The sequence below is a fragment of the Pseudomonas sp. HLG18 genome, assembly GCF_051903985.1.
Taxonomy (GTDB): Bacteria; Pseudomonadota; Gammaproteobacteria; order Pseudomonadales; family Pseudomonadaceae; genus Aquipseudomonas; species Aquipseudomonas fluorescens_BT.
Genome location: NZ_CP195831.1, coordinates 1081917 through 1098175, shown reverse-complemented (window position 1 = coordinate 1098175; position 16259 = coordinate 1081917). Strand labels below are relative to the sequence as shown.

At 60.6% G+C, this 16259-nt stretch carries 14 protein-coding genes and 2 pseudogenes; 7 read left to right on the top strand and 9 right to left on the bottom strand.

All coding sequences use genetic code 11. The features are described from left to right. Positions 1-66 precede the first annotated feature (66 nt). From ACSPX5_RS05075 to ACSPX5_RS05045, 7 genes are read right to left on the bottom strand one after another with little or no spacing between them, the layout of a single operon-like run. Entirely contained in the window at positions 67-1092 is a 1026-nt protein-coding gene (locus ACSPX5_RS05075; RefSeq protein ID WP_439821068.1) for a Gfo/Idh/MocA family protein, read from the bottom strand. A gap of 35 nt (positions 1093-1127) precedes the next feature. Next, positions 1128-3059: a 3D-(3,5/4)-trihydroxycyclohexane-1,2-dione acylhydrolase (decyclizing) gene (gene iolD / locus ACSPX5_RS05070; RefSeq protein ID WP_439821067.1), complete on the bottom strand. Its 1932-nt coding sequence runs from the start codon at positions 3057-3059 to the stop codon at positions 1128-1130. Between the two features lie 45 nt (positions 3060-3104). Further along, complete coding sequence (locus tag ACSPX5_RS05065; RefSeq protein WP_169429696.1) at positions 3105-3926, bottom strand: TIM barrel protein; 822 nt, start codon at positions 3924-3926, stop codon at positions 3105-3107. Positions 3927-3951: 25 nt separating this feature from the next. Further along, the gene (locus ACSPX5_RS05060; RefSeq protein WP_439821066.1) at positions 3952-5454 is read right to left on the bottom strand and encodes a CoA-acylating methylmalonate-semialdehyde dehydrogenase; all 1503 of its coding nucleotides are present in this window, start codon (positions 5452-5454) and stop codon (positions 3952-3954) included. A 30-nt stretch (positions 5455-5484) separates the two neighbouring features. Beyond that, complete coding sequence (gene iolB, locus ACSPX5_RS05055; protein WP_323160835.1) at positions 5485-6294, bottom strand: 5-deoxy-glucuronate isomerase; 810 nt, start codon at positions 6292-6294, stop codon at positions 5485-5487. Continuing rightward, positions 6291-7184, bottom strand: coding sequence for a myo-inosose-2 dehydratase (gene iolE, locus ACSPX5_RS05050; RefSeq protein ID WP_439821065.1), 894 nt, complete (start codon positions 7182-7184; stop codon positions 6291-6293). The genes iolB and iolE overlap by 4 nt, the downstream gene beginning before the upstream one ends. Positions 7185-7227: 43 nt before the next feature. Continuing rightward, positions 7228-9165, bottom strand: coding sequence for a bifunctional 5-dehydro-2-deoxygluconokinase/5-dehydro-2-deoxyphosphogluconate aldolase (locus ACSPX5_RS05045; RefSeq protein WP_439821064.1), 1938 nt, complete (start codon positions 9163-9165; stop codon positions 7228-7230). Between the two features lie 311 nt (positions 9166-9476). Here ACSPX5_RS05045 and ACSPX5_RS05040 point away from each other — a divergent pair, with 311 nt between their 5' ends. The 7 genes and pseudogenes from ACSPX5_RS05040 (at position 9477) to ACSPX5_RS05010 (ending at position 14093) form a co-directional block, all read left to right on the top strand. Then, the gene (locus tag ACSPX5_RS05040; protein ID WP_102621554.1) at positions 9477-10397 is read left to right on the top strand and encodes a MurR/RpiR family transcriptional regulator; all 921 of its coding nucleotides are present in this window, start codon (positions 9477-9479) and stop codon (positions 10395-10397) included. 120 nt (positions 10398-10517) lie between these two features. Beyond that, the gene (locus ACSPX5_RS05035) at positions 10518-11639 is read left to right on the top strand and encodes a Gfo/Idh/MocA family protein (RefSeq protein ID WP_439821063.1); all 1122 of its coding nucleotides are present in this window, start codon (positions 10518-10520) and stop codon (positions 11637-11639) included. A 146-nt stretch (positions 11640-11785) separates the two neighbouring features. Further along, positions 11786-11893, top strand: a pseudogene (locus ACSPX5_RS05030) (transcriptional regulator); the annotation flags it as partial. After that, the gene (locus ACSPX5_RS05025; protein WP_207864849.1) at positions 11890-12324 is read left to right on the top strand and encodes a YeeE/YedE family protein; all 435 of its coding nucleotides are present in this window, start codon (positions 11890-11892) and stop codon (positions 12322-12324) included. The pseudogene ACSPX5_RS05030 and the gene ACSPX5_RS05025, both read left to right, overlap by 4 nt. 2 nt (positions 12325-12326) lie before the next feature. Further along, positions 12327-12746, top strand: coding sequence for a DUF6691 family protein (locus tag ACSPX5_RS05020; protein ID WP_207864851.1), 420 nt, complete (start codon positions 12327-12329; stop codon positions 12744-12746). Positions 12747-12760: 14 nt separating this feature from the next. Further along, a pseudogene (locus ACSPX5_RS05015) lies at positions 12761-12888 on the top strand (YgaP-like transmembrane domain); the annotation flags it as partial. 125 nt (positions 12889-13013) lie between these two features. Further along, positions 13014-14093, top strand: a complete 1080-nt coding sequence (locus ACSPX5_RS05010) for an ArsO family NAD(P)H-dependent flavin-containing monooxygenase (protein ID WP_439821062.1) — start codon at positions 13014-13016, stop codon at positions 14091-14093. A 125-nt stretch (positions 14094-14218) separates the two neighbouring features. On the opposite strand, the gene ACSPX5_RS05005 is transcribed toward ACSPX5_RS05010, so the two are convergent. Next, positions 14219-15547, bottom strand: coding sequence for a sensor histidine kinase (locus tag ACSPX5_RS05005; RefSeq protein WP_439821061.1), 1329 nt, complete (start codon positions 15545-15547; stop codon positions 14219-14221). Then, positions 15544-16203: a response regulator transcription factor gene (locus tag ACSPX5_RS05000; RefSeq protein WP_439821060.1), complete on the bottom strand. Its 660-nt coding sequence runs from the start codon at positions 16201-16203 to the stop codon at positions 15544-15546. The genes ACSPX5_RS05005 and ACSPX5_RS05000 overlap by 4 nt, the downstream gene beginning before the upstream one ends. Between the last annotated feature and the right edge of the window lie 56 nt (positions 16204-16259).

The window sequence follows — 16259 nt, the reverse complement described above, 5'->3', positions numbered from 1 at the left end:
GTCTGAGCTCCTTCTTATTGTTATGTCACCGCGTTACGGGAAATCGCCGTGGTTGTGGGAGCAGGGTTAGCCGTAGAACCTCGGGCGATCAGGCAGTGCGACGTTGACGATCGCCCCGCTGTGCTGCGCTTCGATGCACGCATCGGCGGCAACAGCGGCGGCGAAGCCGTCCCACGCCGACGGCCCGCCGACCTGCCCTGCCCGCACGCCATCGATGAACGCCTGCAACTCGACGTCATAGGCCGCGATAAAGCGATCCTTCCAGTCCATCAGAATCGCGTTGGACAGCTTGGCCCCGCTGCGCAATTGCACCTGAGACGGCTCCGGCAATTTGGCGATGCCGGTCTCCCCCACCACTTCGCACTGGATGTCATAGCCGTACTGGCAATTGACGAAAACCTCCACGTCGATCCGTGTGCCCTTTGCGGTTTCCAGCAGCACGATCTGCGGATCTTTCAAATGCGCGAGGGCTTTGCTGCTCTTGCGCGGGAACACCACCTGCACCGAGACGTAATCGTCGTCGAGCAACCAGCGCAGCACGTCCAGTTCATGGATCAATGTGTCGGTGATTGCCATGTCGGTCTTGTAGTTTTCGCCCACGCTCGGGTTGCGGTGCGCGCAATGCAGCATCAAAGGCTCGCCGATCTGGCCACTGTCGATCACCGACTTCAGCGCGCGATAACCTTCATCGTACGGACGCATGAAACCGACCTGCACCAGCCGTTTGCCGTGGGCCACTTCGGCCTCGACGATCTTGCGGCAGCCTTCGGCGGTCACCGCCAACGGTTTCTCGCAGAACACCGGTTTGCCCGCCGCAATCGCGGCCAGCACAAACTCTTCGTGGCTCGGGCCCCAGGAGGTGACGAGGATCGCCTCGACGTCCGGCGCCTGGATCAGCGCGTGGCCGTCGGGATAGACCTCGGCGGTCAGATTCAGGTCAGCCACGACCTTGGCCGCCTGCTGCAAATTGATGTCGGTAACCGCGACGACCTGACTGTTGAGCAAGGTCTGGCTGCAACGACGGATGTGATCCTGACCGATAGCCCCGGTGCCGATGACGCCTAGCCGCAACGCTTGGGAAAGCAATGACATAAAAGGATTCCTTGTAGTTGTTCGATTCAGAGCAATCAGTACTGACGGGCCTTGGCCAGTCGTTCGTTCAGGGTTTTGGCCACCGCATCGGTGCGGGCGCTGGTGGAGACTTGCGCCACGCCGACCCGCCACCACGACAGGTAACCGTGAATCATGGTCTTGGGCAGAACCTTGATGTCGATCAGGGTCGAGACCGTCTGCAAGCGCGCATCGGCCAGCGCCGCCTGCAACTCTTCAACGGTGTTCACCTTGTAGGTCTTGCAGCCGTAGGCCGCCGCGCTCATGGCGAAATCCACCGGCACGAAAGCACCGTCGAGCTTGCCGCTCTGCGGGTTGCGGAAACGGAACTCGGTGGCAAAGCTGTCCATGCCGTTGCCCATCTGCAGATTGTTGATGCAACCGAAGGTCATGTTGTCGAACAGCACCACGTTGATCTTGCGCCGCTCCTGGATCGAGGTGGCAAGCTCCGAGTGCAGCATCATGTAAGAGCCGTCGCCCACCAGCGCATAAACCTCGTGCTCGGGCTCGGCGAGCTTCACGCCCAGCGCGGCGTTCACCTCATAGCCCATGCACGAATATCCGTATTCGACGTGATAAGTGTTCACCCCCTTGCTACGCCAGCTGCGCTGCAAGTCACCGGGCAGGCTGCCGGCAGCGGCGACGATGACCGCGTCATCGGCAAGGGTTTCATTGAGCACGCCGAGCACACGGCTCTGGGTCAGGCAGGAACCGGTCAGCTCGATGAATTCGCGCAACACCGCCGGATCGAGATGGTCGTTGATTTCCGGGACGAAGTCCCGAGCCTGGTAGTCGATCTGATAAAGGCGATCCACTTCCTCGTCCAGTTGCGCCCGGGCCTGACGGGGCTGGTCGCCCCAGCCGGAACGGTAGTCCCCCAACGCTCCGGCCAGCGCCGACAAACCTGTTCGGGCGTCCGCCAACAGTTGCACGCCGTCGAGTTTCAGGGCATCGCAGGGGCTGATATTGAGGTTGAGAAATTGCACGTCAGGGTGCTGGAACAAGGATTTCGACGCGGTGGTGAAATCGCTGTAGCGGGTGCCAACCCCAATGATCAGATCCGCCTCTTTCGCCAGCAGGTTCGCCGCCAGGCAACCGGTTTCGCCAATGCCACCGATGTTCAGCGGATGGCTGGACACCACCGCGCTTTTGCCGGCCTGGGTTTCGGCGAAGGGAATATCGAAGCGCTCGGCAAACGCCTGGAACGCCGCGTTGGCACCCGAGTATTTGACGCCGCCACCACAGATGATCAGCGGTTTGCGTTTGCCTTTGAACAACGCCAAGGCATCGCCGAGCATCGCTTCAGTGGCCGGACGACGCTCGATCCGGTGCACGCGTTTTTGCAGGAAGTAATCGGGATAGTCGTAGGCTTCGGCCTGCACATCCTGCGGCAGGGCCAGGGTCACGGCGCCGGTTTCGGCGGGATCCGTGAGCACGCGCATGGCGTGGATCGCCGCAGTCATCAATTGCTCGGGGCGGTTGATGCGATCCCAGTATTTGCTCACGGCCTTGAACGCATCGTTGGTACTGATGCTCAGGTCGTGGAACTGTTCGATCTGTTGTAACACCGGATCCGGTTGACGGCAGGCATAGACGTCACCCGGCAACAACAGCAAGGGAATCCGGTTGGCGGTCGCGGTGGCGGCAGCGGTCAGCATGTTCGCCGCGCCCGGCCCCACGGACGAGGTGCAGGCGTAGATCTTGCGTCGCAGATGCTGCTTGGCGAAACCGATCGCCGCATGGGCCATGCCTTGTTCGTTGCGGCCCTGATGGACGATCAGGTCACCGCTGTCCTGCTCCAGCGCCTGCCCCAGACCCAGCACGTTGCCGTGGCCGAAAATGGTAAAGATCCCGGCGACGAACTTGCTCTGAACGCCATCGACCTCGATGTACTGGTTATCGAGGAATTTCACCAGGGCCTGGGCCATGGTCAGTCTTGTTGTGGTCATAACCGCACCTTTCAAATTCAGATCCGATCCCTGCGAGGGGCACTGTCAACTCAGGGATTGGCTCAGGTGGTCCATGCTCGCGCCGATCGCCGTCTGAATATCCGCCAGGCCATGGACGCTGTCGGCAAACGGCTCAAACGACAGATAGCCGCTGTAGCCGCCAGCGAGCAGGCTGTTGATTTGTGCCGCGTTGCCGAGAATGTCGTCCGCGCCCACCAGCACCCGGTGACCATCGCCAAGGGTCGCCAGCGGCGCCTCGGTCTCCTCGACACCGGAGATGTGCACCAGCCCGGTCAGCTCAGGGAAAAACTCTTGCTCACCGCCCAGGTGGTGGTGAAAGGTGTCATGCACCAGACGGAACACATCCAGCCCGCCGCCCGCCCTGATCGCCTCCACCGCCGTGCGTTTGCGACGCAGCGAGCAGGCTTTGAAACCCAGCGGCTCGATGAAACCCAGCAGGCCATGATCGCGCAGGATCGGCGCCAGCTCGCTCAACGCGGTGCGCAGGCCCGACGCACGTTCGGCGACGCTGCGCGGATCGGCGCGATCGTTCAACGGGCACATCACCAGCCCCCGCGCACCACAATCGCGGGCATAGGCAGCCAGCTTCAAGGCCTGCGCGCGGCGCTCGTCATTCCAAACGTCGAACGGATACAGCGCGTTGATCGACAGCACGCTGATGCCGTGGGCCGTGCACAACTCACGCACGTGTTCGGGTGCGGTGCCGTCCTCGATCTCGATGCCTTTGAGGTCGTTGCGGATCTCGATGGCGTCGGCCTTGAGGGTCACCGCCAATTCGATGAACGCCAGCAGGGACAAACGTGGAGCGACCATTCGGTTGAGGGCAAAACGCAGGGGAGTACTCATTCTTGTTGTTCTCCGCGCAGAGGAATTATTTGGCCGTCGGCATGCTGAATTCCGGCCCCTTGGCAATGCTGTCGGGCCAGCGCTGCATCACGCTTTTGTAACGGCTGTAGAAACGAATGCCTTCTTCTCCGTAGGCATGGTGATCGCCGAACAGCGAGCGCTTCCAGCCACCGAACGAATGCCAGGCCATGGGCACCGGAATCGGCACGTTGATGCCGACCATCCCGACCTTGATGCTGCGGGCGAAGGCGCGGGCGATCCCGCCATCGCTGGTGAAGCACGACACGCCATTGCCGAATTCATGGGCGTTGATCAGCGCCACGGCACTGGCGAAATCCGGCACGCGAACGATGCCCAGCACCGGGCCGAAGATTTCCTGCTGATAGATGCTCATGTCGGTGGTGACGTGATCGAACAGCGTCGCGCCGACGAAAAAGCCCGTCTCGGCCCCCGGCACCTTGAAGTGACGGCCGTCGACAATCAGCTGCGCGCCCTGGGCCACGCCCTGATCGATAAAGCCTTCCACCCTGGCCTTGTGTTCGGCGGTGACCAGCGGGCCCATGTCGTTGTCGCCTTGCAGACCGTTGCCGACTTTCAACTGATCGATGCGCGGCAGCAGTTTGGCGATCAGTTGATCGCCGACTTCGCCCACCGCGACCGCAATCGAAATCGCCATGCAGCGCTCACCGGCCGATCCGTAAGCGGCGCCGATCAAGGCATCCGCCGCCTGATCCAGATCCGCGTCGGGCATGACGATCATGTGATTCTTCGCGCCGCCCAGCGCCTGCACCCGCTTGCCGCGCGCGGTGGCCTGTTGGTGGATGTATTCGGCAATCGGCGTCGAACCGACAAACGAAATCGCCTCGATGTCCGGGTGCTGCAGCAATGCGTCGACCGCTGTTTTGTCGCCCTGGACCACGTTGAACACACCGTCCGGCAAACCGGCTTCGGTCAACAGGCGAGCCATCAGCAAACTGGCGGACGGGTCGCGCTCGGACGGTTTGAGGATGAAGCAGTTGCCGGTGACCAGCGCCAGCGGAATCATCCACAGCGGCACCATCACCGGGAAGTTGAACGGCGTGACCCCGGCGCAGACGCCGAGCGGCTGACGCAGGTTCCAGTTGTCGATACCGCCGCCGATGTTGTCGCTGAACTCGGTCTTCAACAGGTTCGGTGCACCGCAGGCGTACTCGACGATTTCAATGCCTCGGGTGACTTCGCCCTTGGCGTCGGAAAACACCTTGCCGTGTTCCCGGCTGATGATTTCGGCGAGTTCGTCGTGGTGACGATCGAGCAATTCCTTGAACTTGAACATCACCCGCGAACGGCGCAGGGACGATTGCTCGGACCAGGCCGGAAAGGCCTTCAGCGCCGAAGCGACGGCAGCGTCCACGGTCTTCTGGCTGGCCAGCCCGACCCGCGCCTGAACGCCGCCGGTGGCCGGATTGAAGACATCGCTGAATCGTTCGCTACCGCTGTCCTGCACCTGACCGTCGAGGTAGTGGCCTATGACCGGGGCGTCGCTCATTGTTCTTGTTCTCCGTGCGAAAGTTGGAATTCAGAGATCCAGCAGCCAGCTGTGCTGCGGGTCGTTATGGAACTGCCAGACGCGTTTCGGCCCGGCCATCACGTTCAGGTAGTAGGACTCGTAGCCATACGGCACGCTGACCGGGTGATAGCCCTTGGGCACGACGACGAGGTCGCTGTTTTCCACGGCCATGGCCTGATCGATGCTGCGGTCGTCGGTGTAGACCCGCTGGAACACGAAGCCCTGGGGCGGGTTGATCTGGTGGTAGTAGGTTTCTTCGAGAAAGCTCTGGTGCGGCAGGTCGTCGGTGTCGTGCTTGTGCGGCGGGTAGCTCGAGGAGTGCCCCGACGGCGTGCGCACTTCCACCACCAGCAGCGAATGGGCCGGTTCGCTGTCCGGCAGAATGTCGCAGACATAGCGGGTGTTGGCGCCCTTGCCGCGCACGCTGCGCTTCATGGCTTCAGGCCTGATCAGGCGCGGGCCGAGATCCGTAGTGCTCGAGCCGGGAGCGGCACAAACCGCCACTTGCGCATCACTCAATGCCACCACCTGCGCCTGACTGCCGGGTGGCAGGTACGCGGCGAACGGGGATTTGTCTTCGAACACCGACTGGCGATCACCGAGGTTGTCCCAGTTGAAGGCGCCCTGCCCCGGTGCTTCGCCGTGGATGCCGATCCGGCCGCTGAGCAGCACCAGGCACAGCTCCTTGTCGCCTGCGGCAACAGGCAAGGTTTCACCCAGGCTCAACCGATAGGCGGCAAAACCGACGTATTGCAGTTCACCTTCAGCCAGCTCGACCATGGTCCGGCCACGGGCATTGCTTTTGACCAGCAGGCTCATCGTGCAGTCCTCTCGTCGAGCAACGCGCGCAAGGTGTCGAAGCCTTTTTTTGCGTAGACATAACTCGGCGCCACTGCCGGATCCTGCTCGGCCTCGACCACCAGCCAGCCGTGGTAATCGGCCGCCAGCAGCACGTCCAGCAGTTCGGCGAAGTCGATGTCACCATCCCCCGGCACGGTGAAGGTGCCGTTGATGATACAGTCGGGGAAGCTCCACAGGTTGTTACGCGCCAGTTGCACCACCGGTTTGCGCACATCCTTGAAGTGCACGTGGCAGATGCGCGACAGGTGCTTGCGCAGCACCTGCAAGGGTTCACCCCCGCCCATGTAGCAATGGCCCGAATCGAACAGCAGCCCGACTTCATTGCCGGTCAGCGCCATCAGGGTATCGATGTCCGACAGGGATTCGACGTAGGCGCCCATATGGTGGTGATACGCCAGACGCACGCCTTGTGACAGGGTGAAGCGCGCCAGTTCGGTCAGCTTGTCGGCGTATTGTTGCCACGCCTGTTCGGTGTGAAAACGCGGGCGCTCGACCAAGGGAATTCGCTGGCCCTGAATCGAGTCGGCCACCTCACCGTAAACCAGCACGTTCGCGCCGTTCTTCGCCAGCAGCTCGACATGGCTGGCAATCGCGTCGATTTCCTCGGCCACCGAACGACGTGCGAGGCGACTGGAATACCAGCCGGACACCAGCGCCAGGTCATACGGGCGCAGCACGTCGCCAACGCCTTTGGCGTCCTTGGGAAACTTGCCGTTGAGTTCGAAGCCTTCATAACCGATGGCCTTGCCTTCGCTGAGGGCGGTGCTCAGCGGTGTTTCACCGCCGAGGGACGGCAGGTCGTCGTTGCTCCAGGAAATCGGGTTGATGCCAATTCGGATAGCGGGCATGGCTGCACCTTTTATTGTTATTTCTAGAATGTTCAACCGCGGCTCAGGCCCGGGCCGTGCGCCAGGCATCGATCAGCTCGACGAAGGTGCCCTGTACCTGGCGGATCAGCGTTTCGTCGTCGATTTCCCCGGCCAGCCAGGCGCGGCTCGGCGCCTGGAAAATCGTCCGGCCCACGGCGAACCCACGGCAGGTCTGGCTATGACTGGCCTGTTGAAAGCCTTCGGCCAACGCTGATGCAGGGGCATTCAGGCCCAGCAGCACTACGCCTCGGCAATAGGGATCGCGCGCCTGGATCAGTTCGTCGAGCTGTCGCCATTCCTCGGCGCTTTGCGCTTCTATCTTCCACCACGCCGGGTAGATGCCCAGGTTGTAGAGGCGTTTGAGCGCGCGATACAACACATCGGGATGAGGTGAGGGGTGATCCTTGGGCGGGATGATTTCCAGCAGCAGTTCATGACCGCTGACTTGTGACGCCTGATACAGCGCCTTGATCTGCGCCTCCTGCTCCAGGCGCAGCATCGGTTCGTCGTCCGGGTGAAATTGCACCAGGCATTTGATGATTTGCTCTTGCGGCCAGACGATCAGGTTGCTGCCGATCGAGCGCCCATGCTCGAAGGCCAGCGGCCGCGAGCCCTGCACCTCGACCGGCCGCGCCACCCACCAGCCTCGACCGGTGGCGGCGTTCAGCGAGTCCTGGCCGAAACGCTGATCCGCCAGCAGCCCGACATCGGCTTCGATGCCCTGCTCGCGCAGATCTTTTTCGACACGCTCTACGGCCTTGATGAACAGTTGCTTGAGTTCGCCGATGGCGCCGAGGTCGCGTCCGCCCTTCTGGGCCAATTCAACCAATTGCCCGCGATGGTCGAAGGCAAAGATGAACAGTTGCTTCCACTGTTTGCGCGGCACACTGACCTGATGCAGACGTTGCAGGATGGCGTCCTGATCAGGCCGGGTAATCGGCACCGGGCTGCTGAACAGGTAATCGAGCTCGGCACGGGTTGGCATCGCCGGTGCGCAGGCATGGCGCGATACCACCAGACCACCGCAGGCATTGGCCAACTGGCAGCAACGCTCGTCGCTGGCATCCTCCAGCCAACCGCTGAGGAAACCCGACATGAACGCATCGCCGGCGCCCAGTACGTTCAGCACTTCGACCCGCACCCCGGGATAAATCGCGCCGTCTTCAAGACGCGCCGGAATCTCTCCGTGAATCACCGTGCAACCTTGTGGGCCGAGTTTGACCACCAGGGTCGCTGCACTCAGCCGCCGGACATTGCGCAGCGCAGTGAGCAAATCCTCGGAACCACCGGCCATCAGAAACTCTTCTTCGGTCCCGACCACAAGGTCGAAGCGCGGGAGGATTTGTTGCACATGTTGAGTGACGTTCTGATCGGCAACGAAACGGGTTTCGCCGTCCGCCTTGCCGGCGAGCCCCCACAGGACCGGGCGGTAGTCGATGTCCAGCACCCGTTTGACGTTGTGCTTTTCGGCGTAGTCCAGCGCCTGGGTGCTCGCCTTGTAGACGCCGTCGGTGGAGAAATGGGTGCCGGTGATCAGCAAGGCTTTGCTGGAGGCGATAAAGGCTTCGCTGATGTCTTCGGCCCGCAGCGCCATGTCGGCGCAATTCTCACGGTAGAAGACCAGGGGAAAGGTTTCCCGATCCTTGAGACCGAGCAGCACCATGGCGGTCAGTCGCTCCGGATCGACCTTGATGCCGCTGACATCGCAACCTTCACGGGCCAGGGATTCGATCAGGAAACGCCCCATGTGATCGTCGCCGGTGCGGCTCAGCATCGCCGATCTGAGCCCCAACCGGGCGGTGCCGAACGCGATGTTGGCGGAGGAGCCTCCAAGGTATTTGGCGAAGCTGCTCACATCCTCCAGCCGTGCCCCGACTTGCTGCGCATAGAGGTCGACGCCGAGGCGCCCGAGGCAAATCAGATCCAATTGACGTCCACTGGCAAAACGAGTCTGGCCCATGCTGGCTCCTGTTATTTTTATCAGCCTGTGCCCCGACGCGGTGACCGCGCCGGGCACTCTTGGTGGATGCAGACTAAAACGAGCCGGATCGAACAATCAATAAATATTCCAATTATTTTTCACGTGGAATATTTTTTCCAATAAGCTTCAGTGCAGGCGCTCCAGACACAGTGCATCGTTTCAGCAGGGATCCTGCTGGCGCAAGCTCAAGATTTTGTCCGGGCCGAGCCTGTAGACTGCGCACAGCCAACCTATTGTCAGGGGACGATACGTACAACCGTCCCTATAAGAACAAGCCAGAAGGATTATTTATGTCCCGCACCGATCAGCCGGCTACCGCCGAGAGCACGCCCGAGAGCGATCTTGCCAGCCCCCCGATCAATGCCGAGCGTCTGCTGCAGCTCATTACCCGTGAATACGAAAGCCTGCCGCGCCAGCTCAAACGCATCGCCAGTTACATGAGCCAGCAGAGCGACCGGATCATGGTCGACCGCATCAGCGACATCGCCCGCGAATGCGAAGTGCATCCGTCGGCCATCGTGCGGTTCTCCCAGCGTTTCGGTTTCAGCGGTTTCAGCGAAATGCAGGCGCTGTTCCGCGAGGCGTATACCCACAAAGCCACGCCGGTGCAGAACTACCAGCAGCGCATTCGCAGCATGATCGCCAACAAGTCGCAGAAAGCCAGCGGCGGCGACCTTGCCCGCGAGTGCATCGACGCCACCCTGTCGGGCATCGAACGCCTGGGGCAGGAGCTCGATGACCAGGCCTTCGAAAAGGCTGTGGACCTGGTGGTCAATGCCGACAATATCTACGTGGTCGGCGTGCGCCGCTCGTTCGCCGTGGCCGACTATCTGGTCTACAACCTGCAACACACCAACAAGCGCATCCACCTGGTCTCGGGCCTCGGCGGCAGCTACCGCGAGCAAATGCGCAGCGTGCGCGCCAATGACCTGGTGATCGCCATCAGCTTCACGCCGTACGGCAAGGAAACCCAGCACTGCCTGCGCATCGCCCAGCACCATCAGGCGAAAACCTTGATCATCACTGACAGCAATCTCTCGCCATTGGCCAAGCGCGCCAACACTTTGCTGCTGGTCAACGAAGGCAGTTCGTTCGCGTTCCGCTCCTTGAGTGCGACTTTGTGCCTGTGCCAGGCGCTGTTTATCGCGGTGGCCTATCGACTAGAGTTGAAGGTGGACGAGATTCACGAGCAGGTCGGATTCGAGGACTGACCGGAGCTCCGTCATCCCAGCTGACACACCAGATCAAAATATTTATTCCATTATTTGAGTATAGGGGATATTTATTCTATAAACAGGACCTCTGAAAACAAGAACTCAAAGGATCCTGTCATGCGTGAACTCGGAATCGGCCTGATCGGCACGGGCTTCATGGGGCGCGCCCACGCCTTGGCCTTTCGCAATGTCAGCGGGGCATTCGAACTGCCCTTCACCCTTCGTCTGGCCGCTCTGGCTGACGCCGATCCCGCACGCGCAAAAGCCTGCGCCACCGCCTGGGGCTTCGAGCAGGCCCATGGCGACTGGCAGAGATTGATTGACGACCCCAAGGTCAACCTGATCGCCATCACCACACCCAATTACCTGCACTATCCGATGGCCATGGCCGCCCTTGCCGCTGGCAAGCCGGTGTACTGCGAAAAGCCGCTGGCGGTGAATCTTGAGCAAGCTCATGCGATGCACGTGGCAGCGAAGCATGCCGGCGTCGTCACCCGGGTCGGCTACAACTATCAACACAACCCGATTATTGGCCTGGCACGCGAGCTGATCCTGAGTGGCGAACTCGGCGAGATCATCAGTTTTCAAGGTGAATTCAGCGAAGATTTCATGGCCGATCCAGCTTCGCCCTGGTCGTGGCGTTGCGAACCCGAACATGCCGGTGGGGCACTGGCGGATCTGGGCAGCCACCTGCTCGCCATGGCGCGCTACCTGCTGGGCGATGTCGAAGCGGTGTGCGCCGACTCCCACACCGTCCATCGCCAACGCCCGGCCACAACCGGCAGCCAGGAACAACGCCACATTGCGGTCGACGATCAGGCCCATGCGTTGCTGCGCTTTGCCAGCGGCGCGCGCGGCACTTTCAGCAGCAGCTGGCTCAAGCATGGCTACAAGAATCATCTGAGCTTCGAAATCAGTGGCACCCGAGGCACCTTGGCGTTCGATCAGGAGCGCCTGAACGAGCTACGCCTGTGTCGCGCCGGCCAAGGCGGCTTCCAGCGTTTACTGGCCGGACCGGACTTGCCCGGCTACGCCGCATTCAGCCCGGCGCCGGGGCATCAGTTGGGTTACAACGAATTGAAGACGCTGGAAGTACATGAACTGATCGTGGCGTTGGCCGGGAACGAGCAAACCGGGACTGATTTTGAGGAGGCGTTTGAAGTGGAGAGGCTGGCGACGGCGATTCGGATCGCGGCTGAGGAGCGGCGCTGGGTGTCTGTCAGTGAAATCACTGGCTAGTTTTGTGGGGGCACAAAAAAGCCGATCCAGGTGATCGGCTTGAGTGTCGGACTTTGATGAGGAGGGAAACTGGTGGACCTGTCCCGTGACAACGGGCGCCAAGAAGCGATACTTAAATCGCTATCTTGGAGGTTGCCATGTACCCAAGCACTCGCCGTGACGCAAAGCAGGTGGTCTATTGCATCAGCAGTCCCGCAGCATTGGCAGTCATCCAAACCCTGTATCAACACTTTTGCGTAGGAGAAAGCTCGTGAATGTCGACTGGCTCAACTTCACTCCCTGGTCATCCCTTGCCGGTGGCGCATTGATTGGCCTGGCGACCAGTCTATTCGTCGTCGCCAACGGGCGCATCGCCGGGATCAGCGGCTTGATCGGCAGTCTTTTACAGCGTGGGAGCGAGGGCGTGAGTGAGAAAGCACTTTTTCTCCTGGGCCTGCTCATCGCGCCGCTTCTATGGGGTTTGTTCGCCGCGCTGCCGCAGATTGAGTTCAAAAGTGGCGGGGGCGGACTGATCGTCGCCGGTGTATTGGTCGGCATCGGCACCCGATACGGATCAGGTTGTACCAGTGGCCATGGGGTCTGCGGCATATCGCGCCTTTCGCCGCGATCGATGGTCGCCACTGTGTGCTTCATGTTCAGCGGTTTCGTCACGGTGTTTGTCTTGCGTCATCTGCTGGGGGGTTGAACATGACCAAACTGACTGCGTTCATTGCTGGCCTGCTTTTCGGCCTGGGCCTGCTTCTGGCAGGCATGGCAAACCCGAGCAAAGTACTCGCTTTCCTGGATTTAACCGGTGCCTGGGACCCTTCCCTGGGGTTGGTCATGGTCGGGGCCATTGGCGTGGCCATTGGCCCGCTTACCTGGGCCCGCCGACAATCCAGTTCGCTGTTGGGAAGGCCAATGCAGCTACCGATCAAACGTGAGTTGGACCCGCGCTTGATTGGCGGGAGCCTGTTGTTCGGCATCGGCTGGGGAATAGCGGGCATCTGTCCTGGCCCCGCAGTGGCCATTCTACTGACAGGGCACTGGCAAGTGATCGTGTTCATGTTGGCCATGCTGGCCGGCATGTTGTTGTTTACTGCACTGGAGCGCCGGCGCAGCCATTGATCGGAAGATCCGCCATGAAAGCGGACATTCGAACCATTGACCGTCGCCTGCGCATTGTCGCTGGCCTGCTTCTCATAGGCCTCAGTCTGTCCGGTGTGATCGGCGCGGGGGTTGGATCAGTTTAGTGCCGCTGGCCACTGGTAGTGAGCACTCCATTTCCTGAACGATCCACGCGTGTTCTTTGCATCCTCAAACTATGAGCCAGATCAGTTGGATTCAAACGTGGGTCGCTATACTGGCTACCGGCATCGACTTTAGGTTTCCACCATGACTCCTTCGCCCAGCGACCAACGAGATGTAGTGATTATCGGTGGAGGTCAGTCAGCCTTGGCGGTAGCGTATTTCCTGCGCCGAACTCAACTTTCGTTCGTCATCCTCGACGCAGAGGAAGAGCCCGGTGGTGCCTGGCGGCATGGCTGGAACTCGCTGCGTTTATTCTCTCCGGCCACCTGGAGTTCAATACCCGGCTGGATGATGCCGCCCGCGCAAGAAGGCTATCCCACACGAAATCATGTAATCGACTATCTCAACCAATATGAGCAGCGCTACCAATTTCCGGTGGAACGCCCGGTTCGGGTCGTTTCCGTGGAACGCTTAGAGTCTGGCTTACGAGTACGTTCTGACGGCAAGTATTGGGATGCCAAGGTAGTAATCAGCGCTACCGGCACCTGGAGCAATCCGTATATCCCCCACTACCCCGGTGCCGAATTATTCGCCGGTCGGCAATTGCATTCCGCGAACTATGTCGATGCACAAGCGTTTGCTGGCAAGAAGGTTTTGGTGGTGGGTGGTGGCAATTCAGGAGCGCAGATTCTGGCAGAAGTATCCAAGGTCGCCGAGACCACTTGGGTAACCGTTACTGAACCGGTCTTTTTGCCTGACGATGTGGATGGACGGGTGCTGTTCGAGCGCGCCACTCAGCGCTTGAAGGCCCAGCAAGAGGGGCGTGTCATTGACCAGCCGGTCGGCGGGTTGGGAGACATCGTCATGGTGCCACCCGTTGTAGAAGCCCGTGAGCGTGATGCTCTCAAGTCTGTACGCCCATTTGAACGTTTCACTCGCGATGGCGTGATGTGGGCCGATGGATCTGAATCTGCAGTGGACGCGGTCATTTGGTGTACCGGGTTCAGGCCCGCACTTCAGCATCTGGATACGTTGGGGGTGATCGACACTGAAGGTCGCGTTAAGGTCGACGGCACTCACTCGATCCAGGAACCAAGACTATGGCTGGTGGGCTATGGCGAGTGGACAGGTTCGGCTTCCGCCACGCTGATCGGTGTAACACGCACAGCACGCAGCACAGTGAATGAGATCGCGGCCTGTCTTGGCGATCCGTCCGTGCACTAGTGCGCCTGCATCCCAGGAGTAGAGGACATGAATGAAATGAGCCTGTGGACGCGCCGAACTCAACTTTCGCTCGTTATTCTCGACGCTGAGAAAAAGCCAAGTGGCGCCTGACGACCTGGTTGGAACTAGGCAAGCGGTAACCAGACGCACACTTCGAACCCCTCCTGTCGACCTGTTGCAGGGGAAAACAATTTCATTCTCGCGTTGACCCCCTGCACGATGGTTTTAGTAATCGCCAACCCCAGCCCTGAACCACTGATTTCACTGTGACCGCGCACAAAGCGCTCTGTCAGGTGCTGCAATACCGACTGCGGCACCGCCGGGCCGCTATTGACCACCCGTAACTGTGCCTGTTCGGTGAGACTGACATCGATCGGTTGATCCGCTGCCCCGTACTTCAGCGCATTTTCGATCAGGTTGCGCAACAGGATGCCAAAGGCGTCCGGATCAATGGTCGAGTACACGCAGGTCTGGTTTGGCAGCTGCAACCTGATCCGGTGCCCACTGCGGTTGTTCCACTCATCAACCACATGGGCGAGCAACGGAATGAGGTCCTGAGGCGTTTCGGACAACAGGCCACCGCCTTCGGCCTTGGCCAGTTGCATGAGTTTTTCCGAAAGCCGCGCCAGCTCGCGTAACGCGTTTTCGATTTTCGCCGCACGTAGTCGCAACGGGCCCTCGGGCGCCTCTTGGTGGAGTCGCTGGATTTGCGCCAGGGTTGCCGCCAGTGGCGTACGCAGTTCATGGGCGCTGTTGGCAGTAAAGCTGCGTTCGCTCTCCAAAGCCTTGCGCAAGCGCTCCAGCAGATGATTGACCGCCTCCGCCAGTGGTGCGATTTCCGCCGGCAATCGCGCTCCGCTGATCGGCGACAGATCACCCACCCCACGAGTCTCCACGGCACGACGATAGGCCAATACACTGCGCAAGCTGATACGCACAAACAACCACGTCCCCAACAGACTGATGGGAATCAGCGCCAATAATGGCAACAACAGGGCAAGCAACGCTTCACGTGCCGCTTCACGGCGGTGTTCCAGAGGTTCGGCAATCTCGATAAACACTGTTTCACGTAGCGCACTGGCGCCGTACAGACGGTATTTTTTTGTGGTTGAAAAGCCTTCGGCCGGTTGTTGGTTGAAGATCTTCGGGTTGGCGTCGTGGGACTGCATCAGGATCTCGCCCTTGGCATCGCGCACCAGGTACGTCAGGTATTCCTTGTGCATTTTCAGGGTGGCGACATGTTGTGCCTCACTGGGGTTTTCCCGGTTGCTGATTTCCAGCACGGCTAGAGGCAGAATGCGCTGCGCAGTCTCTTCCAGTGCACTGTCGAACGCCTCGTTCAATTCATGCTGCACCACCAGCCAGGCGCCAACGGTCGCCGCCAGCCACAGTAAGGTCGTGCCCAACGTCAGCCCCAGGCCGAGGCGTTTTTGAAGGCTTGACGACGGCTTCATGCGGACATCAACCGGTAGCCCATGCCCCGCACGGTTTCAATCAGGTCGCGCCCGAGTTTTTTACGCAACCGACTGATGTAGACCTCGATGGTGTTGCTCTCGATTTCGGCGCCGAAGGCATACAACCGCTCTTCTAGCTGCGACTTGGACAGCAGCGCGCTGGGGCGCTGCACAAACGCTTCGAACAGCGCCCACTCCCGCGCGGTCAGGTCCACCGTCGCACCGGCCCGCAACACCGTGCGGGCACTCATGTCGACCTGCAAGTCGCCGAGTCTGATCTGTGGATTGGGGTTGCCGCTGCAGCGCCGGGCCACCGCCGCCACACGGGCCGACAGCTCGAACAGGTCGAACGGTTTGACCAGGTAGTCGTCGGCGCCCGCGTTGAGGCCAGCGATACGATCGGAAATCTGATCCTGGGCGGTCAGGATAATCACCGGGGTCACGTCCCCTGCCGAACGTTGCTGACGCAAAAAATCCAGCCCGCGACCGTCCGGGAGCATCAGGTCCAGCAGGATCAGGTCGTAAGGCGTGGTGCGTGCGCTGTTGCGCGCGTGGTCCAGGCGCTGCACCCAATCGACGGCGTGGCCGTCATCGGCAATCTGCTCGCGCACCGCTTCCCCCAAGCCTGGAGCGTCCTCGACCACTAGAACCCGCATCTGGCACCTCCTGCGATGGTTGTCATGCAGCACCTTAATCGCCTTACCTGACGTGA